At 66.6% G+C, this 20,294-nt stretch carries 25 protein-coding genes; 15 read left to right on the forward strand and 10 right to left on the reverse strand.

From position 1 onward, the window contains the following. Window positions 1–42 precede the first annotated feature (42 nt). Window positions 43–1,056, forward strand: coding sequence for a sterol desaturase family protein (locus EEB18_RS06815; protein WP_187141100.1), 1,014 nt, complete (start codon window positions 43–45; stop codon window positions 1,054–1,056). Here EEB18_RS06815 and EEB18_RS06820 read toward each other — a convergent pair. From EEB18_RS06820 to EEB18_RS06840, 5 genes are all read right to left on the reverse strand, one after another. Continuing rightward, window positions 1,049–1,603, reverse strand: coding sequence for a PepSY domain-containing protein (locus EEB18_RS06820; RefSeq protein WP_187141101.1), 555 nt, complete (start codon window positions 1,601–1,603; stop codon window positions 1,049–1,051). The genes EEB18_RS06815 and EEB18_RS06820 overlap by 8 nt on opposite strands. 216 nt (window positions 1,604–1,819) lie before the next feature. Next, a complete protein-coding gene (rpsI, locus tag EEB18_RS06825; RefSeq protein WP_056343681.1) occupies window positions 1,820–2,317 on the reverse strand; it encodes a 30S ribosomal protein S9 in 498 nt (165 codons plus the stop codon). Continuing rightward, window positions 2,317–2,796: a 50S ribosomal protein L13 gene (gene rplM, locus EEB18_RS06830; protein ID WP_056346996.1), complete on the reverse strand. Its 480-nt coding sequence runs from the start codon at window positions 2,794–2,796 to the stop codon at window positions 2,317–2,319. Before rplM ends, rpsI begins: the two co-directional genes overlap by 1 nt. Window positions 2,797–2,974: 178 nt before the next feature. Beyond that, the gene (locus EEB18_RS06835; RefSeq protein ID WP_187141102.1) at window positions 2,975–3,781 is read right to left on the reverse strand and encodes a hypothetical protein; all 807 of its coding nucleotides are present in this window, start codon (window positions 3,779–3,781) and stop codon (window positions 2,975–2,977) included. Further along, window positions 3,778–4,821, reverse strand: coding sequence for a COX15/CtaA family protein (locus tag EEB18_RS06840; protein ID WP_187141103.1), 1,044 nt, complete (start codon window positions 4,819–4,821; stop codon window positions 3,778–3,780). The genes EEB18_RS06835 and EEB18_RS06840 overlap by 4 nt, the downstream gene beginning before the upstream one ends. Before the next feature lie 87 nt (window positions 4,822–4,908). Here EEB18_RS06840 and EEB18_RS06845 point away from each other — a divergent pair, with 87 nt between their 5' ends. From EEB18_RS06845 to galU, 6 genes are all read left to right on the forward strand, one after another. Further along, on the forward strand, window positions 4,909–5,832 hold the full coding sequence (locus EEB18_RS06845; protein ID WP_187141104.1) for a M48 family metalloprotease: 924 nt from the start codon (window positions 4,909–4,911) through the stop codon (window positions 5,830–5,832). A gap of 32 nt (window positions 5,833–5,864) precedes the next feature. Beyond that, window positions 5,865–6,401: a peptide-methionine (S)-S-oxide reductase MsrA gene (gene msrA, locus EEB18_RS06850; RefSeq protein ID WP_187141105.1), complete on the forward strand. Its 537-nt coding sequence runs from the start codon at window positions 5,865–5,867 to the stop codon at window positions 6,399–6,401. 137 nt (window positions 6,402–6,538) lie between these two features. Next, a complete protein-coding gene (locus EEB18_RS06855) occupies window positions 6,539–7,084 on the forward strand; it encodes a YfiR family protein (protein WP_187141106.1) in 546 nt (181 codons plus the stop codon). Continuing rightward, a complete protein-coding gene (locus tag EEB18_RS06860; protein WP_187141107.1) occupies window positions 7,081–8,286 on the forward strand; it encodes a diguanylate cyclase domain-containing protein in 1,206 nt (401 codons plus the stop codon). Before EEB18_RS06855 ends, EEB18_RS06860 begins: the two co-directional genes overlap by 4 nt. A 7-nt stretch (window positions 8,287–8,293) precedes the next feature. Next, window positions 8,294–8,812 carry an OmpA family protein gene (locus EEB18_RS06865; protein ID WP_187141108.1) on the forward strand — a complete coding sequence of 173 codons (519 nt, stop codon included), beginning with the start codon at window positions 8,294–8,296 and terminating at the stop codon, window positions 8,810–8,812. Between the two features lie 43 nt (window positions 8,813–8,855). Continuing rightward, window positions 8,856–9,719 carry a UTP--glucose-1-phosphate uridylyltransferase GalU gene (gene galU / locus EEB18_RS06870; protein WP_056343707.1) on the forward strand — a complete coding sequence of 288 codons (864 nt, stop codon included), beginning with the start codon at window positions 8,856–8,858 and terminating at the stop codon, window positions 9,717–9,719. A 37-nt stretch (window positions 9,720–9,756) separates the two neighbouring features. Here galU and aqpZ read toward each other — a convergent pair whose 3' ends face one another. Both aqpZ and EEB18_RS06880 read right to left on the reverse strand, forming a co-directional pair. Further along, window positions 9,757–10,482 (reverse strand): aquaporin Z, encoded by a 726-nt coding sequence (aqpZ, locus tag EEB18_RS06875; protein WP_187141109.1) that lies wholly within the window; start codon window positions 10,480–10,482, stop codon window positions 9,757–9,759. A gap of 98 nt (window positions 10,483–10,580) precedes the next feature. Next, window positions 10,581–11,867 carry a methyl-accepting chemotaxis protein gene (locus EEB18_RS06880; protein WP_187141110.1) on the reverse strand — a complete coding sequence of 429 codons (1,287 nt, stop codon included), beginning with the start codon at window positions 11,865–11,867 and terminating at the stop codon, window positions 10,581–10,583. 181 nt (window positions 11,868–12,048) lie between these two features. Here EEB18_RS06880 and EEB18_RS06885 point away from each other — a divergent pair, with 181 nt between their 5' ends. Continuing rightward, window positions 12,049–12,354: a hypothetical protein gene (locus tag EEB18_RS06885; RefSeq protein ID WP_156377561.1), complete on the forward strand. Its 306-nt coding sequence runs from the start codon at window positions 12,049–12,051 to the stop codon at window positions 12,352–12,354. Between the two features lie 28 nt (window positions 12,355–12,382). On the opposite strand, the gene EEB18_RS06890 is transcribed toward EEB18_RS06885, so the two are convergent. Further along, entirely contained in the window at window positions 12,383–13,051 is a 669-nt protein-coding gene (locus EEB18_RS06890) for a helix-turn-helix transcriptional regulator (RefSeq protein WP_187141111.1), read from the reverse strand. Between the two features lie 126 nt (window positions 13,052–13,177). Between EEB18_RS06890 and EEB18_RS06895 the strand changes: the two genes are divergently transcribed. Beyond that, a complete protein-coding gene (locus tag EEB18_RS06895; protein WP_187141132.1) occupies window positions 13,178–13,435 on the forward strand; it encodes a hypothetical protein in 258 nt (85 codons plus the stop codon). Further along, window positions 13,432–13,758 (forward strand): hypothetical protein, encoded by a 327-nt coding sequence (locus EEB18_RS06900; RefSeq protein ID WP_187141112.1) that lies wholly within the window; start codon window positions 13,432–13,434, stop codon window positions 13,756–13,758. The genes EEB18_RS06895 and EEB18_RS06900 overlap by 4 nt, the downstream gene beginning before the upstream one ends. Here EEB18_RS06900 and EEB18_RS06905 read toward each other — a convergent pair. Next, window positions 13,755–14,582, reverse strand: a complete 828-nt coding sequence (locus tag EEB18_RS06905; protein WP_187141113.1) for a hypothetical protein — start codon at window positions 14,580–14,582, stop codon at window positions 13,755–13,757. The two genes, EEB18_RS06900 and EEB18_RS06905, sit on opposite strands and share 4 nt — an antisense overlap. Window positions 14,583–14,602: 20 nt before the next feature. After that, entirely contained in the window at window positions 14,603–15,826 is a 1,224-nt protein-coding gene (locus EEB18_RS06910) for a TIGR04063 family PEP-CTERM/XrtA system glycosyltransferase (RefSeq protein WP_187141114.1), read from the reverse strand. A gap of 65 nt (window positions 15,827–15,891) precedes the next feature. On the opposite strand from EEB18_RS06910, the gene EEB18_RS06915 reads away from it, so the two are divergent. The 5 genes from EEB18_RS06915 to EEB18_RS06935 all read left to right on the forward strand — a co-directional run bounded on the left by EEB18_RS06915 (window position 15,892) and on the right by EEB18_RS06935 (window position 20,288). Next, window positions 15,892–16,041, forward strand: coding sequence for a hypothetical protein (locus EEB18_RS06915; RefSeq protein ID WP_187141115.1), 150 nt, complete (start codon window positions 15,892–15,894; stop codon window positions 16,039–16,041). After that, window positions 16,034–17,416 (forward strand): putative O-glycosylation ligase, exosortase A system-associated, encoded by a 1,383-nt coding sequence (locus EEB18_RS06920; RefSeq protein WP_187141116.1) that lies wholly within the window; start codon window positions 16,034–16,036, stop codon window positions 17,414–17,416. The genes EEB18_RS06915 and EEB18_RS06920 overlap by 8 nt, the downstream gene beginning before the upstream one ends. 83 nt (window positions 17,417–17,499) lie before the next feature. Further along, window positions 17,500–18,507: a DNA topoisomerase IB gene (locus tag EEB18_RS06925; RefSeq protein WP_187141117.1), complete on the forward strand. Its 1,008-nt coding sequence runs from the start codon at window positions 17,500–17,502 to the stop codon at window positions 18,505–18,507. Window positions 18,508–18,538: 31 nt separating this feature from the next. Further along, the gene (locus EEB18_RS06930; RefSeq protein WP_187141118.1) at window positions 18,539–19,735 is read left to right on the forward strand and encodes a mechanosensitive ion channel family protein; all 1,197 of its coding nucleotides are present in this window, start codon (window positions 18,539–18,541) and stop codon (window positions 19,733–19,735) included. 94 nt (window positions 19,736–19,829) lie between these two features. After that, entirely contained in the window at window positions 19,830–20,288 is a 459-nt protein-coding gene (locus EEB18_RS06935; protein WP_056343740.1) for a MaoC family dehydratase, read from the forward strand. The last annotated feature ends 6 nt before the right edge of the window (window positions 20,289–20,294 follow it).

The following is a 20,294-nucleotide window of genomic DNA, read 5'->3' on the forward strand; positions in this document are numbered from 1 at the left end:
CCGTTAGGTCGCCATTTACCATCCCCCCCTAAGACGGGGGCAATGGGCGAACAACCGGACATCGCAGCGACCCTGTCGTCATGGGCGCCCCACGCACTGACGCTTGCGGCTGCCCTGCTCGCGCTCGCGCTGATGCTCCGTTTCGCGATCCCGCGCGGCCGGTCGCGCCCGGTACGCACCAAGGTCCTGTTGCGCGCCCTCCTGCCCGCGCGGATCGTGCGCAGTCCATCGGGCCGCGCCGATATTGCCTGGTTCCTCTTCGGCGTGCTGTTCTCGGCAAGTGCTCTGGGTTGGGCGCTCTGGTCCGGCGAATGGTTCGCGGGCCATATGCTGCGTGGCCTCCATATGCTGTTCGGATCGCCCGCGCCGATCGCCGCGCCGGCGTGGGTCGCCGGCACCGTCATGACCCTGATGCTCTTCACGGCCTATGAATTCGCATATTGGCTCAACCACAGCCTCAGCCACCGCGTTGGCTGGATGTGGGAATTCCACAAGGTGCATCACACCGCCGAATCGCTGACCCCGCTTACCAATTTCCGGGTCCATCCGGTCGACACGATCCTCTTCTTCAACATGGCCGCCGCATCCGCGGGCATCGCCATGGCACTCGTTCATTTCGCCTTCGGGCGCGTCGGCGGCGGATTCCTCATCCACGGCGCCAATGCCCTCACCTTCCTCGCCACCATAATCTTCACCTATCTTCAGCATTCACACCTGTGGATCAGCCTGCCCGGTGGCGCGGGCCGCTGGCTGCTCAGCCCGGCGCACCACCAGATCCACCATTCGGTCGAGGAACGGCATCACGACCGCAATTTCGGATCGACGCTTGCGATCTTCGACCGGATCTTCGGGACGCTCCACCTGCCCGCCGCGAAGCGCGAAAGGCTGCGCTTCGGCGTCGATGGCATCGCCTATGATCCGCACGGCCCCACCGGCGCGGTACTAATGCCTTTCGCCGATGCCGCGCGACGGATCGCCACGAGCATCGAGACCAAGAAAGAGGGCGGCCCGTCGCCAGACCACCCGCTTCAGTCGCTGCGCGAGAACGCTAACTGACCGCCGCGATCCCGGCGAATGCCGCCAATCCGACTGCCGAAGCGACCACCGCGCCGCGCCGCATGTTCGGCACCTTGAGCGCCACGATCAGCCCGGAGGTCACGAGAAAGAACAGCCCGAGCGCCAGGATCGCGGCATAAATCTTGAACGGCGTCCCGCCCTTCGCCTTGTGCAACTGAACGAAGAAGCGGTGCCAGCTTGTTTCCTTGACGATCAGCTTGGCCGTGGCCGCGGTTTCGCCGGGCTCGAGCGTCACGTCGCGCCGCGAGCCGGTCCAGTCGAGCTGGAAACTGTCGCCGACCGGCTTGACCGTCGCCCCGCCGGTCGGGGGCGCAACGTCCTGCTTGGCGAGTTCCCTCACGACGATCGCCTGCAGCGCCGCCTTGTCGTCGATCAGCGGTGCCGACAGTGCCACCACATGCTCGCTCGTCACATAATCGCCCTTTGCGCCCCAGGTGTAGAGCGCTCCCGTCAGCAGGTAGAGGAGAATGGCGGGAAAGAGGAAAGCGGCGACCAGCATGTGCCAGCGGACCAAAAGACGGTGCATGAAAATTCTCCCGATGGAAGCGCCCGGTCGGACAGGATTATATCGCATAGTCAAGCTGGTGCCGGCGCATGCAACAATATTTTACAACCGCGTGCGCGGGCGGTGCGCCTATCTCAACCGATGCGTTGTTGGATCGCCCGGTGCCCGCGTCCAAAGAAAAAGGGCGGCCCGTTGCCGGACCGCCCTTCCCTTCTCCGTCCGTCGACGGAAAATTCGTTAGCGCTTCGAGAACTGGAAGCTGCGGCGGGCCTTGGCCTTGCCGTACTTCTTGCGCTCGACCGTGCGGCTGTCGCGGGTCAGGAAGCCAGCGGACTTCACGATGCCGCGCAGCGCGGGTTCGAAACGGGTCAGCGCCTGCGAGATGCCGTGCAACACAGCGCCCGCCTGGCCCGACAGACCGCCACCCTTGACGGTAGCGACGATGTCATAGCTGCCGATGCGATCGGCGAGGCCGAACGGCTGGTTGATGACGAGGCGCAGCGTCGGACGTGCGAAATACACTTCCTGGTCGCGGCCGTTGATCGTGATCTTGCCAGTGCCGGGCTTCAGCCACACGCGGGCGACGGCGTCCTTGCGGCGGCCGGTCGCGTAGGAACGGCCTTGCTTGTCGACCTGCTTTTCGCGCAGCGGCGCATTGCTGGTCGGGGCGGCAACGGTGCCTTCAACGGCGCCGCCGAGATCCTTGAGATCGGTCATGGTCTGTTCGTCGGCCATTATGCACCCACCTTGTTCTTGCGGTTCATCGAAGCGACGTCGATCACTTCGGGGTTCTGCCCGGCATGCGGATGGTCGGTGCCGGCGAAGACGCGCAGGTTGCGCATCTGCTGGCGGCCGAGCGGGCCGCGCGGGATCATGCGTTCGATCGCCTTTTCGAGCACGCGCTCGGGAAAACGGCCTTCCAGGATCTTGGCGGGGCTGGTTTCCTTGATGCCGCCGGCATAGCCGGTGTGCTTGTAATAGCGCTTGTCTTGCAACTTCTTGCCGGTGAACTTCACCTTCTCGGCGTTGATGACGATGACATTGTCACCGCAATCGACGTGCGGGGTAAAGCTCGGCTTGTGCTTGCCGCGCAGGATATTGGCGATGATCGATGCGACGCGGCCCACAACCAGGCCGTCGGCGTCGATCAGCACCCATTTCTTTTCGACCGTTGCGGCGTTCGCCGATACGGTCGTCTTGGTCAGCGCCTTCATCATGGCGACCTCCTTAAGACATGGACGAGGGCGAGAGGACCCGCCCGAAACAAACCGCGCCGCACGTCCCGAGCGGGACATCGCGGCGCTTCGGAGCGGGCCAATGGCGATAACGGCGCCGAAAGTCAAGCAAGGAGCGGCTTTGCTGACGGGTAAAATAATACCCTTCTAGTCAGCGCTACCCCGGATCGCCCGGTGTCAGCGCGCGAATCCGCTCTTCGACGAGAGTCCGCGCGGCGCTTCCAGGCTCGCCGACCCAGCTCTGCCGCTGTTCGCGCAGGATGAGCCCGGTGTCCGTATCGACCGTCCATAATGTGCCGATGTCGAGCGGCGCGGCGCCAGCCGTCACCTCGCCCTTTTCGACCTTGGCGACAATAAGCCGCGCGTCGTCTTGCTGGATCGATACCGACGCATCGCCATTATCGGTGGTCGGGATCGCTGCATTGGCGGGTGCGATCAGCGCGCGGACGTCGGCGGTGACCAGCTTCTCACGCTCGGTTTCGGGCAGCGAGGCAAGCAGGGCCGCCACCTGCTGCGCCTCGGGTGCCTCGGCGCCCGCCGCCAGTCCCTGCGTCCGCCCGGCAACGCGCGCCCACAAACTATCGGGATCGGCGAGCGCGACCTTGCGCCCATCGGCATCGACCAGATAGGTCAGCGTCTCGCCGACCAGCGGCTCGACCAGCCCGGTCAGCGCCCGGACGAGTTCGGGCCGCGCGTCGGATTCGATCCGCCGCAGCACCGCGTCGAGCCGGTAGCCGCGCCCCGCGCTTTGCCATTCGAGCGCATAAACGAGCGAAAAGCTGATCAGCGTTCCGTTGCGGCTGATCCGCCGCGTCGTGACGCGATACGCCATCGGCTGTCCGACTGGCGGCGCGAAGCGCTGTTCGCGCACCGCCATCGGTGCGGGCTGCTCCAAGGTTGCGGTTGCGGTCTCGGGCGCGGCGAGCAACAGCAACGCCCCCGCCCAGACGCCCGCGCCGATCATGCGGCGGCGCGGCCCAGCCGGTGAAGCCCGGCCGCCGCCGTCGCGACCAGGATCGCGCCGGTCACCTGGTGCAGCACCGCGATCCACAGCGACACGCCGGTCAGCACGGTCAGGATGCCGAGCATCATCTGCGCGGCGACCACCGCGACCAGCATCGTCGCCACGCCCGTCGCGCCACGCCGCGCGAGCGTGCGAGCAAGCCAGAGCAGCGCCAGCGCCGCGACCCACGACCACCAGCGGTGGAGGAAATGGAGCAGGAAGGGATCGTTGGTCAGCGCCATCCACGCGCCGTCCGACCAGTCGATGCCCTCGGGGACGAAATGATCGTTCATCGCCGGCCAGGTGTTCGCCACCTGCCCGGCGTTGAGCCCGGCAACCCAGGCGCCAAGCAGCAACTGGACGAAAAGGATCGCGATCACCGCGATCGCCGCGCCGGTCAACCGCGCCGGCCGGGCGGCCGGATCACGCGCCAGTGCCGTCAAATCGCGCGCAGTCCATACCAGACCCGCCAGCAGGAACAGCGCGGTGAGCAAATGGGTCGCGAGGCGGAAATGGCTGACGTCGGTGCGATATTCGAGGCCCGAAGCAACCATCCACCACCCGATCGCACCCTGCAGCCCGACCAGCGAGGTCAAGGCGAACAGGCGCCAGCCATAACCGGCCGGGATCGCGCGCCGCGCCGCGAACCAGATCAGCGGGACGAGCATCGCGCCGCCAACGAGCCGACCGAGGACGCGGTGCAGCCATTCCCAGAAGAAGATCGCCTTGAACGCCGCGAGCGACATACCGACATTGATCTCCTTATATTCGGGGATCTGCTGATATTTGTGGAACTCTTCCTGCCAGCCCGCTTCGTTCAGCGGCGGCAGCACGCCCGACACCGGCTTCCATTCGGTGATCGACAGGCCCGATTCGGTCAGGCGGGTAATACCGCCGACGGCCACGACTAGGATGACCAGCAGTGCCACGCCCCAGAGCCAACGCGCGAGCGCGGCGGGCCGGGGGCCGGGGGCGGCGGTCGAAACAGGATTATTCGCCATCGCCGCCCTATCGTCGCTCGCCCCGACTTAGGCAAGGGGGCGACGAAAATCATGGCCGGCGGGCCAACCGGTCGGTATCAGACGGCGATGCGCTCCCCCGCCCTGTCCCTGCTCGCCGCCGCGGCGATGCTCGCGCCCGGCGCGGCGCGCGGCGCGTCGACGGATTCCGCCGCGCTCGCCGCGCAGGAAGCGCGACTGGCGGCAATCGCCTATCGGCTGACCACGGGCAGCGCGCACTGGTGCCCCGACACCGTGCCGCAGCCGGGCTGGTTGCTCAGCGACGCGCGGCGGTTCGACCAGCGCGACCGGGCGTCCGCCGCGGCCACCTATGGCACCACCGGCGACGGCCCGTTCATCGCCGCGCTCGCCCCCGATACGCCCGCCGCCCGCGCCGGACTTGTACGCGGCGCGACGATCGCCGCGATCAACGGCCAGCCGGTACCGACACTCGGCACCGGGCCGACGATGCGGATCGATGCGATCGTCGTGATGCTCGACGCGCTCGAACCCACCGCCGCGATGACCGTCACCGATGGCGCCGGGGCCGTGCATCCGATCGACCCCACCGCCGGTTGCGCAAGCAGTTTCCGGATCGAGCGGTCCGGGCCGCAGGCTGCCGCGAACGGCAAGCTCGTCCGCCTGACGCTCGGCCTCGCGCGCTCGATCGCCGACGATCAGGAAATGGCGGCGGTGGTCGCGCACGAACTGGCGCATAATATCCTGCGCCATCGCGAACGGCTGGCGGACGACCGGTCGATCGACCGCGTACGCCAGACCGAACTGGAAGCCGACCGGCTGTCGGTGTGGCTTATGGCCGATGCGGGCTATGATCCCGCCGCCGCGATCCGTTTCTGGAACCGGCACAAAAAGCCGCTGGTCCGCGCCGCCAGCCACCCGCCGCGCAAGGAACGGATCGCCGCGATCGACGCGGAAATTGCGGCCATGCGAACCGCGCGCGCCGCCGACCCCGCTGCGCGGCCCTTGGAATTGCGCGGCGCATTCCTATTTTGAGGCCATCCCCGCTCCCGACAAGGATTACCGCCATGACCCACGAAACCGCGATTTTTGCCGGAGGCTGCTTCTGGTGCACCGAAGCGGTGTTTCAGGGCCTTGCGGGCGTCGACAAGGTCGAAAGCGGCTATATCGGCGGCCATGTCGTCGATCCCACCTACAAGCAGGTGTGTGGCGGCGACACCGGCCATGCCGAAGCGATCCGCATCACCTTCGACCCCGCCGTCATCTCCTATGGCGACCTGCTCGACGTCCATTTTGCGACGCACGATCCGACGACGCTCAACCGCCAGGGCAACGACATCGGCACCCAATATCGCAGCGCGCTGTTCCCGCTCGACGCGGCGCAGGGCGATTCCGCGCGCGCTGCGATCGACCGCGCCCAAAGCGACCAGATGGCGCCGATCGTGACCACGATCGAACCGCCCGCGACCTGGTACCCGGCCGAGGACTATCACCAGAATTACTGGGACAGCGAAGGCCAGCGCAACCCCTATTGCATGGCGGTGATCCCGCCCAAGCTCGCCAAGCTGCGCAAGGGCTTCGCCGACCGGCTGCGCACCGACTAGGCAGAATAGCCGGTGCTGCGGGTGTTGCATAATGGCCGCATGACGTGACTTGTCATTGACTTGCCTGCCGTTTCGGCTAGCGGACGCGGCCACATTCGGGCAGGTTGGCTCGTGCGCGTTGGGGGTCGCAAAAAAGCGTGCTGGCATCATTGTTCCTGATCGGCGCGATCTGGTCGACGCCGCAGATGTCGGTTCAGGCCGCCAGCCAGACGATCGTCGAAGACGGCATCGACGGAATGACCAATGCGGTCAACCGGATGACCGGCGGCATCATCACCTATGCGCGCTGGCCGGGACCGGCCGAGAGCCACCGCACCTTTTGCCTCGTCGGCACCCCGCAACTGACAGCCCGGGTCGCCCCCGACCTGCCCGGCAACGGCCCGCGAATCACGGTCCGCCGCACCACCCCCGGCGCGGTGATCAGCAACGGCGATTGCGACATCCTGTTCCTCGGACGATTGCCGATCGCCGACCGCCAGCGCCTGATCGGCTGGGTGCGAGGCCGCCCGGTGTTGACGATCAGCGACGACGACCCCGCCTGCCTCTATGGCGCGATGTTCTGCCTCGCCGAAAAACCGGCGGGACTGAGCTTCTCGGTCAATCTCGATTCGATCGGCCGCGGCCCCTTGCGCGTCGATCCGCGCGTGCTCAAGATCGGCCACGCCGACGGAGGCACGCCATGACGCGCCGCCCGCTCGTTCGTACCGGCTTGCAAAAACTGCTGTCGCGCTTCCATTTCGGCGTCACCTTGTTCGCGGTCGCGCTGTCGGGGCTGACGATCCTGCTGTCGGGCATCACCGCGATGCGCGGCTATGCCGATCGCAATATCGAACTCGCGGCGCAACTCGGCGCCTATGGCGTCGAACCCGCGCTGGTGTTCAATGACGCCGCGGCGGCGCGCGAAGGGCTCGCGCCCCTGATGCAAATTCCCGGCATCGCCAGGCTGCGGGTGCTCGACGACCGCGGTCGGCCACTCACCGAATGGGTGTCGCCGTCGGAGGACCCGGCGCCGCTGCTGACCCGCGTCTTCTTCCCCGAACCCTTTGCCGTGACGATCCGCCGGAACGGCTCGGCCATCGGCACAATCCAGGTGTGGGGCGATTCCTCGACGCTGATCGACTATGTCCGCATCGGGCTGCTCGCCGGGCTCGCCTGCCTGATCGTCACCGCGCTCGGCACGATCGCCATGGCGCGGCGCTTCGAGTATGAACTGGTCAAGCCGCTGAACGAAATCGCCACGGTCGCCCACGACGTGCGCCTCCATCGCCGGTTCGACAAACGCGTTCAGTCACTCGGCATCACCGAACTCGACCGGCTGGGCGGCGACATCAACGCGCTGCTCGACGAACTGCAGGGCTGGCAGGGCAGCATGGAAAGCGAACGCGCGATGCTTGCACACCGCGCCTCGCACGACGCGCTGACCGAACTGCCCAATCGCGCCGCCTTCGACGAACAACTGGCGCAGCGCATCGGGAAGGCGCAGCAACAAGGCAGCCGCCTTGCCCTGCTCTTCATCGACGCCGACAATTTCAAGGCCGCCAACGACCGCTTCGGCCACGCGGCGGGCGACGCCGTACTTGTCGCGCTGTCGAACCGGATCGGCGCGACGTTGCGCGACGGCGACTTCGCGGCGCGGATCGGCGGCGACGAATTTGTTGTCCTCGTCGATCCGCTCGATGCCGCGATGGAGCCATCGGCGCTCGCCGAGCGGATTCGCACCAGTATCTCGCAGCCGGTGACGCTGCCGGGCAACGCCCTTTATCGCCCGACGGCGAGTGTCGGCGTCGCGGTCTTTCCCGACGAAGCAACCGATGCCGCCGCGCTCCTCACCGTTGCCGACGCCGCCATGTACGCCGACAAACTATCCAACCGAACCCGCCCTTGACCCCCCAATGAAGCGAGTTGATGCCGTGATCCATGCCCTTCGCCGTCCCTTACGCGCGCTGTCATTCCTGTTCATCGCCGCGGCACTCGCCGCCTGTCAGAGCGTTCCGCCGCCGACCGGCTTCAACGCCGCGCAGGTCGCCGCACTCAAAGCCGAAGGTTTCGTCGAGACCGATGCCGGCTGGACGCTGACCCTGCCCGAGCGGCTGTTGTTCGCGACCGACGAAAGCAATCTGAAGCCCGATCAGATCGAAACCATTTCAAAGATCGCCGCACGCCTCTCGGCAGTGGGGATCACCTCCGCACGCGTCGAGGGCCACACCGATTCGGTCGGCAGCAGCGCTTATAATCTCAAGCTGTCGCAGGCCCGCGCACAGGCGGTGGCCGCGCCGATGCAGGCGAATGGCATGTCGCTGGCTCCCGACCAGGTCATCGGCCGCGGCGAGGCGCTGCCCCTGTCGAGCAATGCCACCGCCGAAGGCCGGCAGGACAACCGCCGCGTCGTCGTGATCGTCTGGCCGCAATAGGCCCCGCTTTCCTTGGTCAAGCTTCGCCGCTAAGCCCGCGCCCATGAAACCGATCCGCAAAGCCGTCTTCCCCGTCGCCGGCCTCGGCACCCGCTTCCTGCCGGCGACCAAGGCGATCCCCAAGGAAATGCTCCCCGTCGTCGACCGACCGCTGATCCAGTACGCGGTCGACGAAGCGCGCGAGGCGGGGATCGAGCAGATGATCTTCGTCACCGGGCGCGGCAAGAGCGCGATCGAAGATCATTTCGACATCGCCTTCGAACTCGAAAAGACGATGTCCGAACGCGGCAAGGATCTGTCGGTGCTCGAACCGACGAGGCTAGGCCCCGGCAATTGCGCCTATGTCCGCCAACAGGAACCGCTGGGCCTCGGCCATGCGATCTGGTGCGCGCGCGACATCGTCGGCGACGAACCTTTCGCCATCTTCCTGCCCGACGAATTCATGCACGGCACGCCGGGCTGCATGAAGCAGATGGTCGACGCCTACCACCGCGTCGGCGGCAACCTGCTCTCGGTGCTCGAAGTGCCGCACGAACAGGTGTCGAGCTATGGCGTGATCGCGCCAGGGACGCAGGACGGCGCGATGACCGAAGTGCTGGGTCTCGTCGAAAAGCCCGCGATCGCCGACGCGCCGTCGAACCTGATCATCTCGGGCCGCTACATCCTCCAGCCCGAAGTGATGAAAGTCCTCGCGGCGCAGGAAAAGGGCGCGGGCGGCGAAATCCAGCTCACCGATGCAATGGCGACGATGATCGGCAAACAGCCGTTCCACGCCGTGACCTTCGACGGTGCGCGCTACGACTGCGGGTCGAAGGCCGGCTACATCCAGGCCAATCTCGCGGTCGCGCTCGAACGCCCCGACATCGCCGACGAGGTCCGCGCCTTTGCGATCGACCTTTTGAAATAGAACCGGCGGCAGCGAAACGCCGCCGCCGGCCCGATCCTCAATTGCCTTCGATATTCGGCTTCGGGAAGCTGTCGGCACCGATGGTGCGATAAAGCCATCCGCCGAGCGCGCCGCCGATCAGCGGCGCGACCCAGAACAGCCACAGTTGCTGCAGCGCGAGGCCGCCGACGACCAGCGCCGGCCCGGTGCTCCGCGCCGGATTGACCGACGTGTTGGTCACCGGGATCGAAATCAGGTGGATCAGCGTCAGCCCCAGCCCGATCGCGAGCGGCGCGAACCCCGCGGGCGCGCGCCCGTCCGTCGATCCCATGATGATCCACAGGAAAAAGGCCGTGAGCAGGATCTCGATGATCAAAGCCGAGGTACGATCAAAGCCACCGGGCGATCCGGCGTCATAGCCATTCGCCGCGAGCCCCTTAGTCGCAAGGTCGAAGGCCGGATTGCCCTCCGCGACATGCCAGAGCAGAAACGCCGCGACGATCGCGCCGAGCACCTGCGCCACCACATAGAGCGGAATGTCGCGCGCCGCGAACCGGCCGCCCGCCCACAGGCCCACGGTCACCGCGGGATTGAGATGGCAGCCCGAAATATGGCCGATCGCATAGGCCATGGTGACCACGGTCAGGCCGAATGCCAGCGAGACGCCGAGCAGCCCGATGCCGACGTCGGGAAATGCGGCAGCGAGCACGGCGCTCCCGCACCCGCCGAATACAAGCCAGAAGGTGCCGATAAATTCGGCCAAGCCCTTTTGCATGTTACTCATATGACCCTCCCCTCAGCGCCGACGGCGATGAGCGCGGCTGGCGCAGAAAACAGCCTAGCATCGCCATCGGCGACGACAAGCCCTTGAGCCGGCGCGGATCAGGCGGCGGCGACCGCCTCGACGAAGTGCCGTGCGCGCTGGTGCAGCGATTGCGCTGCTTGCGTCAGCCCCGCCGACAATTTGCCGAGCGACTGCGCACCGTCGCCGACCGCGGTCGCGCCGCGGCCGATGTGCTGGACGCGCGTGTCGATCTCGCGCCCCGCCGCGACCGCCTGCTCGACATAGCTCGCGATCATCAGCGTCGTCGCGCTCTGCCCGTCGACCGCCTTGTCGACCGCGTCGGAAAAGCCGTTGTTTGCGACGATCGCCTTTTCGACCTCGTCGAACCCCTCGGTGACCTGGCCGACGATGTCGCGGATGCGGTCGATATAGTGGGTGATGTCGCCCGCCGCGCTGCGCGTCTGCTTCGCCAGCGTCTTGACCTCCGACGCGACCACGGCAAAGCCGCGCCCGGCATCGCCGGCGTGCGCCGCCTCGATCCCTGCGTTGAGCGCCAGCATGTTGGTACGGCTCGCCATGTCGATGATCAGCGCCAGCATCTGTTCGATCGACAGGCTCGCCGCCTTGAGCGCCGCGGCGCGCTCGCTCGCCGCCTTGACCTTGCGGTGCGCGTCGCTGCGGACGGTGCGGGCGTGGGTGCCGTCGTCGACGATCCGCCGCATCGAGGCGGCGAGCGCGTGGCCGCGGTCACCGAGTTCGCCGAGCCCGGTCAGCGTCTGCGCGGTCGCCCCCGCGACCGACACCGCATCGCGGCCGGTCTGCTGCGCGCGTTCGGCAAGGTCGCGTGCCACCTCCTCGACCTGGCGTGCGGTGTGCGACAGCGCGGCGGTGAGCGCGGCGATATCTTCGTGGAACCGGTCCCCCGCCGCATCGACCCGCGCGGCGCGCGCGCTGCGTTCCTGCGCCAGTTCGACCTCGCGCAACATCGCCAGTTTGGCAAGCTGGCCGCTGTCGAGCGTTTCGACGAAACGGCCGTCGCGCACCAGCACCAGCCCCTCGGCGCCGGCCGCGCGCGAGACGATGGCGAGCAGGGTCGCGGTCGATTCGGCGACGTCGGCGGTCAGGCAGGGTTCGGTCATCGTCGCGATCGACCCGCCGATCGTCGGATTCTGCATCAGCGAGAACCAGTAGGGACAGAACAGCAGTTCGCGCACCCGCTGCTCGCGGATGATCCCGACCGGGTGGCCGCGCGCATCGAGCACCGCGAGGACGCGCAGTTGCGGCTCGTGCCGGAACAGGTCGATCACCTCGGACAAATGGGCGTCGGTGCGGATCGCGGCCGAATGGCCGGGGGTGGGGGCAAGCGCGAGATCGACGGGGTTCATGGATGGACTTTACGCTGGAGGAGGAGGCCCGGCAGACCTAACCCGCGATAGTAAAGACAGTTTTAACCATTTGTTTCAATGATATGACAGCAGCACCTGGCGGGTGCTCCTTCCGCCGCAATCCCCTGTTCAGCCGCGGCGCGATATGCGATTGCTGCCGCTCGTTCGAAAGGATGCCGATATGCGTGCGATGTTCCTCCTCCTGCTGGCCGCTCCGCTGCTCGGCGGCTGCGTCAGTACGGCCAAAACGATCGTCACCGCCCCGTTCAAGGCGGTCGGCCAGGTCGCCGACTGGTCGACCACCAGCCAGGACGAAGCCGACCGCAACCGCGGCCGCGAACTGCGCAAACGCGAGGAACGGCTTGGCAGCCTGACCCGCCAGCGCGACAAGGCCGCCGAAAAATGCCGCGACGGCAAGGAAGAGCAATGCCAGCGCGCCGAGGTGCTCGAGCATGAGATCGAAGCCGAAATGGCGGCGCCGAACTGAAACTCTCCTCCCAGCAAAGGAGGGGGACCTAACGCACCCGCCGCCCGGTCCACACCACCCGGCCGACCAGTTGCACCGCCGCCATCGGCAGGTCATCCCAGCTGCGATACTGGACATTGTCGCTGATCACCGAAATCCGCCCCGGCCCCGGTGCGCGTGAGATGCGCTTGACCATCAGCACATCGTCCATGCGCAGCACATAGATGCCGTCGCGCAGCCGCGCAGCCGCGTCGCCGCCGTCGACCAATATGTCGTCGCCGTCGTTCAGCGTCGGCGCCATCGAATCGCCCTCCACGCGGATGATGCTGAGCGCGCGCGGATCGGCCCCCAGGTCGCGCAGCCATTTGGGATCGAAGGCGACCTCGCCCTCGACGGGCTCGCCGTCGATGCTCGCCCCCGCCCCCGCCGAAGCGCCGATCGCCAGCTTGGGCACCAGCACCATATCGGCCCCGCGCGCCCGTGCCGGCGCCGCGACGCGATGCACCGGTCCACCCAGCATCGCTTCGGGCACCCCCAGAAAGGCGGCGATCCGCGCCCGGTCCTCTTCGGCGAGCCGCCGCGGTGAACCGCGCTTGATATATTGTTGGATATAGGCAGGATTGCGTCCGATCTTTTCCGACAGCCGCGCATAATCGACGCCCCGTTCCCGCAACAGCCGGTCGAGCGCGGCGCGCGGATCATCCCCGAAATTGGCCATGAGCGGTTCCTTCCTATTTCGTATCTATCAATAGGATTTATCCTAGACAAGTAGGAAAATACCCATCAGATAGGAATTATCCTATCGGGTGAGTCGCCCGACGGTTGGAGCGATCAGGGAGGATTTATGGCGCGAAACCTGTTGCAGCGGATCGAGGCGTTTCTAGCCGAATCGGCGATGCCGCCGAGCGTCTTCGGCCGCGAGGCGGTGCGCGACCCGCGCCTCGTCGCCGATCTGCGCGAAGGCCGCGTCGCCGGACTTCGCATCATCTGCCGTGTGGAACATTTCATGAACAAATGGCGGGCCGACCATCGCGCCGGGCGCGTCGCGCCGTGCGGGGACCTGCGCCTCTACGCGGTGCGTCATCCGGGAGAAAAGCCATGATGCGCTGGTCGCCCGCACGGCCGCCGCGCCCTGGATGCCCGCACCGCCGCCTTCGCCGTCTGCTCGAGCGCGAACTACCGCACGGGCTGTCGCTCGCTGCCTCGACGCTGCGGCCATGGGCGAGCGCCAATTTCGTCGGCGCGCGGCACCTGTTTCCCTGCCTGGTCGGCGACGAGGACGCGGCGGTGCTGCGCCCGCTACTGCAGGCCCGGCTCGAAACGATCGAATGGCGCCTACCGGGACATATCGTCGCCGATCTGGTCGTCGAGATGGCCGACGACGGAGCGGATCTGCGGATCGAAGTGCTGACGGTGGAGGATTAGCCGACCGCGCGGCGAGTCATGCGCTGCAGCGTGCTGAGCGCCGCTTCGAGCGCGAAGTCGGGTTGCTCGACATCCTCGTTGGCGGCGGACGCTGGCGCTACCGGCGTCGCCGCGGCCGCTTTTCGACGCTGCGCGAGCCCCGCCTCGAACCGTGCGACCATCGCGCCGAGGCTGTTGTCGCTGGTTTCGGGCATCGGCGGACGCGTCATTTCGGCGGGTTGCAGCCAGGGCGCATCGGCGTCGTCGGCGTCATAATCGACCGGCGCGAGGTCGGCGAGCACCAGTTCGTCCTCGGCCTCCGCGACATCGGTCAGCATCAGGTCGAAATCGTCGTCGCCATCATCGACCGCGGGCGCGACCAGCGGCCCCAGCCCACCCACGGGCAGGTCGCGGCCGGCACGGATCGGCGGGCGCGGCGCATCGTCGGGGTGCATGTCGGCACGGCGGCGCGGCAGCGCCGCTTCGGCCTCGACCTTCGCCTGCCGTTTCGCGCGCGCCGAGACGCGGCGATTGAGCAGGTCGTTGCCGCGCACCGAGGGCTTGGCGATCAGAAGCGCGACCAGTCCCGCGAACAACGCGGCGATCGTCGCCATGCCGACCGCCAGCGCAAGGCGTCCGGCGTTGCCGACGGGCGGCAGGAAGAAATCCGACAGGCGATCGAGATAAAGGTTCCAGCTGATCCCGGCGACCCAGGCGAGCGGCATGACCGCCGCGAACAAAAAGGTCAGCGCCCCGGCGCCGATCACCGCCGGCACAGCCGGGCGCACACCGCGCCACAGCGCCGCGAGCGTTTCGTGTCCGGACTTTTCCTGTTCGTCGTCCATATCGTCCCAACCTGTCCGCGTCAGGCCGCAAGCGATGCGGAATCGCGTCGCAGCAGTCGCTGGTAAACGGGTTCGTAACGTAAAATGTTTGACGACCAGTTACGATGCTTTTCGACGAAGACGCGCGCGACGCGGCGCTGCTCGGCCCAGCTCTCCCGCGATGCGAGCAATCCGGCCAGCGCCGATGCGATCGCCGCCGGGTCGTCGGGCGCGAACAGCGTCCCGGTTACCCCATCCTCGATCAGCTCGCGGTGCCCACCGACATCCGACGCCGCGACCAGTTTGCCCTGCGCCATCGCCTCGAGCGGCTTCAGCGGGGTGACGAGGTCGGTCAGCCGCATCTTCTTGCGCGGATAGGCGAGGATATCGATCAGCGAATAATAACGTTCGACCTGGTCGTGCGGCACCCGGCCGACGAAGTGGATCCGGCTCGCGACGGGCGAGGCCGCCGCCTGTTCCTTCAGCGCCGTCTCCATCGGACCACCGCCGACGAGCAGCAATTGGGCGCCCGGCTGCGCCGCGATCAGCGCCGGCATCGCGGCGATCAGGTCGTCGATGCCTTCGTAATCATAGAAACTGCCGATGAAACCGATCACCGCATCGCCGTCGCCCAGCCCCAGCGTGGCGGCCAGCGCCGCATCGCGCGGCGGCGGGTCGCCGAACAGCTCGAGGTCGACGCCATTGGGCGACACGACGATCTTGCCGGCATCGACTCCGCGCGCGATCAAATCGCCGCGCAGCCCGTCGCAGATCACCGCGACCGCATCGGCCGATTTCACCGCATGCGTCTCAAGCTGGCGGGTCAGGAAATATTTGGCGCTGCCCTCGCGCCCGGTGCCGTTGCCGACCGCCGCATCCTCCCAGAAGGCGCGGATCTCGTACAACACCGGAATGCTGCGCCTTTTGCCGACACGCAGCGCCGCCATCGCGTCGAGCACCGGCGAATGGGCGTGCAGCAGATCGGGCCGCCATTCGTCGACCAGCGCCTCGATCCGCGCCGCGAGCGCCCCGATCTCGCGCCATTCGCGGATCGGCGAGCGCGCCGGCGCGATCGGGGCGGTGCGATAGAAGGTCAGGCCATCGACGGTCTCGCCGTCCGGCCCGGGTTCGGGATGGCGCACCCCGGTGACACCGGCGACCTCCCACCCCTTCGCCACCTGCGCCTTCATCAGCGCGCGGGTGCGGAAGGTATAGCCGCTGTGCGCGGGCAGGCTGTGGTCGAGGACGTGGAGGATACGGGTCATGACCCGCGTTCAATGGCATACAAGCCTTAACGCGCCGTCAACCCAGATCGCGTAGGCGTGCGCCCATGGTCGACAATTTCTCCATCGGTCTGACGCACGTCCTGCTGGGAATCGCGCTGTGGCGCCTGCTGTACCGCGACGACCTCGACCGCGAAGTCAGCCCGCGCATGCTGTGGCAGCGCCGCAAGGACGCGGAAGAGCGCGGCGATGCGTGACATCGCTTTCGTCGCCTTTCTGTTCGCCTTCATCGGACTCGGATTTCGCAAGCCGTTCCTGTTCGTGCTGTGCTTCTGCTACATCGACATCGTCGCGCCGCAGCGTCTCAGCTATTTCCTGATCAACTCGATCCCGATCTCGCTGATCGTCTTCGGGCTCGCAATCGTCGGCTGGCTCGCGGTCGACGACAAGCGCGATACCAGGTGGTCGGGGCGACAATTCCTGCTGCTAGCGCTGCTCCTCTATTGCTGGATGACGACGATCCAGGCCGATTTCCCGGTCGAGGCGCAGGAAAAATGGAGCTGGGTGTGGAAGGCACTCGTCTGGGCGATCTTCCTGCCGCTCACGCTGCGCACCAAGCTGCGGATCGAAGCGCTGACCCTCGTCATGCTGCTCTCGGCGGCGGCGATCGCGATCGCCGGCGGTATCAAGACCGCGGCGGGCGGCGGCGGCTATGGCACGCTCCAGCTGCTGCTCAACGAAAATTACGGCCTCTACGAAGGCTCGATCATGTCGGCGGTCGGCATTTCGATCATCCCGCTGATCCTGTGGTACCGCAGGCACGGCACGATTTTCCCGCCCGACTGGCGCGTCAATCTCTTCTGCTTCGCCCTCGTCTTCGCGTGCGTGCTGCTGCCGATCGGGACGCAGGCGCGCACCGGACTCGTCTGCCTCGTCATCCTCGCGGGCCTGTCGCTGCGCGCGGTCAAGCACCGCTTCCTCTATGTCGCGGGCGCCGGGCTGCTCGCGCTCGCCGCCATTCCCTTCCTGCCGCAAAGCTTCACCGAGCGGATGGAAACGATCCAGAACCACAAGTCCGATCAGTCGGCCTCGACCCGCGTCGCGGTGTGGGCGTGGACATGGGAATATGCCAAGGACAATCCCTTCGGCGGCGGGTTCGAGGCCTATATGCAGAACCATGTCCGGGTCGAAAAGGCGGCGAGCGCCTATGATCCGCTCAAGCCGCAGGAGGCCGAACCTACGGTCTATGAGGAAAAGGGTCGCGCCTATCATTCGAGCTACTTCGAAATGCTCGGCGAACAGGGCTATCCGGGCTTGACCCTCTGGCTCCTCCTCCACCTTACCGGCCTGATCCAGATGGAACGGCTGCGGCGGCGCTATCTCAAGACGCGCCGCGGCGAGGAGCAATGGATCGCGCCGCTCGCCACCGCGCTCCAGCACGGCCATATCACCTATCTCATCGGGTCGCTGTTCGTCGGCATCGCCTTCCAGCCCTTCATCTACATGATGCTCGCGCTGCAGATGGGCCTGTCGACCTATGTGCGCCGCCGCGAACGCGAGGCCGGCTGGCGCCCGCTGACCGCCCGCCCGGCACAGGTCCCGACCCGGCATCCGGTGGCGCAAGCAAACTAGGCGCCTCACTTATATCGTCATTCCGGCGAAGGCCGGGATGACGGGCATGGGAACCATCGCGCGTGCCAACGCGCTATCCCCCCATGTCCGCGCGCCTGATCCATGTCGACGACAGCCTGCCCGGCATCGGCCGCGAACGCCTCGCCGACGGCTGGCGCTACCGCGACGCCAAAGGCAGGATCATCCGCAACGCCGCCGAAATCAAAAGGCTGAACGCCATCGCGCTCCCTCCCGCCTATGAGGATGCGTGGTTCTGTCCCGCCGCCAACGGCCATATCCTCGCGACCGGCTATGATGCGCGCGGGCGCAAGCAATATCGCTACCATCCCGATTTCCGCCGCGCGCAGGACGCCGACAAATATGACCGCTGCGCCGCCTTCGGCCATGCCCTGCCGCTGCTGCGTGCGCGGCTCGAGCAGGATCTGGCGCGCCGCACCCTGTGCCCCGAGCGCGTCGTCGGCGCCGTCGTCCGCCTGCTCGACCTTGCCGCGCTGCGCGTCGGCAACGAACAATATGCCGCCGCCAACAACAGCTTCGGCGCCACTACGCTGCGCCAGCGCCACGCAAAACTGACCGGCAAGACCCTTCGCCTCCGCTACCGCGCCAAGGGCGGCGCAAAGCGCGACGTCGTCGTCAGCGACCGCAGCCTGACGACGCTGGTCCGCCGGCTACAGGACCTGCCGGGGCAGCATCTCTTTCAATATGAGGATGACGGCGACCTTTGCGCGGTCGCCTCCGAAGACGTCAACGCCTATATCCAGGATGTGATGGGCGACGCCTTCAGCGCCAAGCATTTCCGCACCTGGTCGGCGAGCGTCGAGGCCTTCGCCTATCTCCATGCCGCCGCCGAACCCCCGACGCTCAAACAGCTTTTGCAGCATGTCGCTGACCATCTCGGCAACACCCCCGCCGTCGCGCGCAAGGCCTATGTCCACCCGGCGATGCTCGCCGCGGCGCTGGAACGCGACGACTTCGCCGCGGCGGTCGGCCCCCTCCCCCGCGCGACCCGATATCTTTCGCGTGTCGAACGAGGCTTTTTGACCTATCTGGAGCGCGCACCCGATGCGGCGGCGCTGCTCCGCTCCGCCTGACCACCGACCAAGAGGACCCCAACGGCCCGCCATGACCTTCTCCATTCTTGCCGCCGCGACGACAGCTGCCGCGAAACCCGCCGCGCCTGCCAACAACCCGCTCGACGATCTGCGTTACTGGTGGGACGCCAGCATCGCGTGGGTGAACAGCCACTGGCTGCAAATCGGCATCGCGATCGGCGTCGGGCTCGTCATCTATTTCCTGCTGTCGATGATCCGCACCTTCGCGCTGAAGCGCGCCCAATCGGCGCCGGGCGAATTCACCCTGACCGACATCGTCGGCCGGGTGATCCACAAGACCAAATCGATCGTGCTCGCGATCATCGCGGTCCGCATGGTCGCGGGCTACGCCCAGCCGCCGGCGCTGATCCTCGGCACCATCCAGACAGTCTTCACCATCGCCGTGGTGCTGCAGGCCGCGATCTGGGGACGCGAAATCATACTCGGCCTCATCCAGCGCCGCGCCGCCGAAGGGCATAACGAAACGCTGTCGAATGCGATGGGCATCATCCGCCTGCTGATCAGCATCGCGCTCTTCGCCATCGCCGCGATCGTCATCCTCGACAATATGGGTGTGAATGTCACCGGCCTGATCGCCGGCCTCGGCATCGGCGGCATCGCCATCGGCCTCGCCGCACAGGGCATTTTTTCCGATCTTTTCGCCTCGCTCTCGATCATCTTCGACCGCCCGTTCCGCGTCGGCGAAACGATCAGATATGACACCAGCACCGCGACGGTCGAACGTATCGGATTGAAAAGCACCCGGCTGCGCTCGGTCAACGGCGAACTGCTCGTCATCTCCAACACCAACCTCCTCGGCAAGGAGATCACCAATTTCGCGCACCTCCACCGGCGCCGCGTGACCTTCACGATCAGCGTCATCTACCAGACGACCCCGGCGATGCTGCGCGACCTGCCCGCACTGCTCGAGGAACAGGTCAAGGCGGCGGGCCATGAATTCATCCGATCGAGCTTCCTGACCTTCGGCCCGTCGAGCCTCGATTTCGAATTGCTGTTCGACGTCTTCACCGAACAGTTCGAGGAAGTGGTCGCGGCAAGGACCGATGTCGGCATCCGCCTGTTCGAAGCGCTCGCCGCCGCGGGCTATGAATTCGCCTATCCGACGCAAACGACCTTCACGGCCGCCCCTGACGGAACGATGATCCTGCCCTATGCCGAGTCTCCGAAACCGAGGGCGGGGGTAGCCAAGGCGGCCAAACCGGGCTGACGCTACGGCGGCGCGGACGTGGGGCTTGGCCCTTGTGCAATGCCGCATGACAGGCCTAGAACGCGCCCCGAACCAGCAATAGAGGGGATGGCATATGGCCACGATCACGCCGCAGGAATTGCAGACCAGGGTCGGTGAGACCATCGGGACGTCCGAATGGGTGCTCGTCGATCAGGACATGATCAACAAGTTCGCCGACGCCACCGGCGACCATCAGTTCATCCATATCGACGAGGAAAAGGCGAAGCTGACGCCCTTCGGCGGTACGATCGCGCACGGCTTCCTCACGCTCTCGCTGATCCCGATGCTCGGCGCGAAAACCGACTCGCCCAAGATCGACGGCATCAAGATGGGCGTCAATTACGGCGGCAACAAAGTCCGCTTCCTCGCCCCCGTCCGTTCGGGCAAGCGCGTGCGCAGCCATGTGAAGCTGCTCGAACTCGACGAAAAGCGCCCCGGCCAGTGGCAGCAGACCAACGAGATCACGGTCGAGATCGAGGGTGAAGACAAGCCCGCCTTGATCGCCGAATGGATCACGCAGTTTTTCGTGTGACCCGCA

Origin of the sequence: Sphingopyxis sp. OPL5 (assembly GCF_003797775.2) — a bacterium.
GTDB lineage: Bacteria > Pseudomonadota > Alphaproteobacteria > Sphingomonadales > Sphingomonadaceae > Sphingopyxis.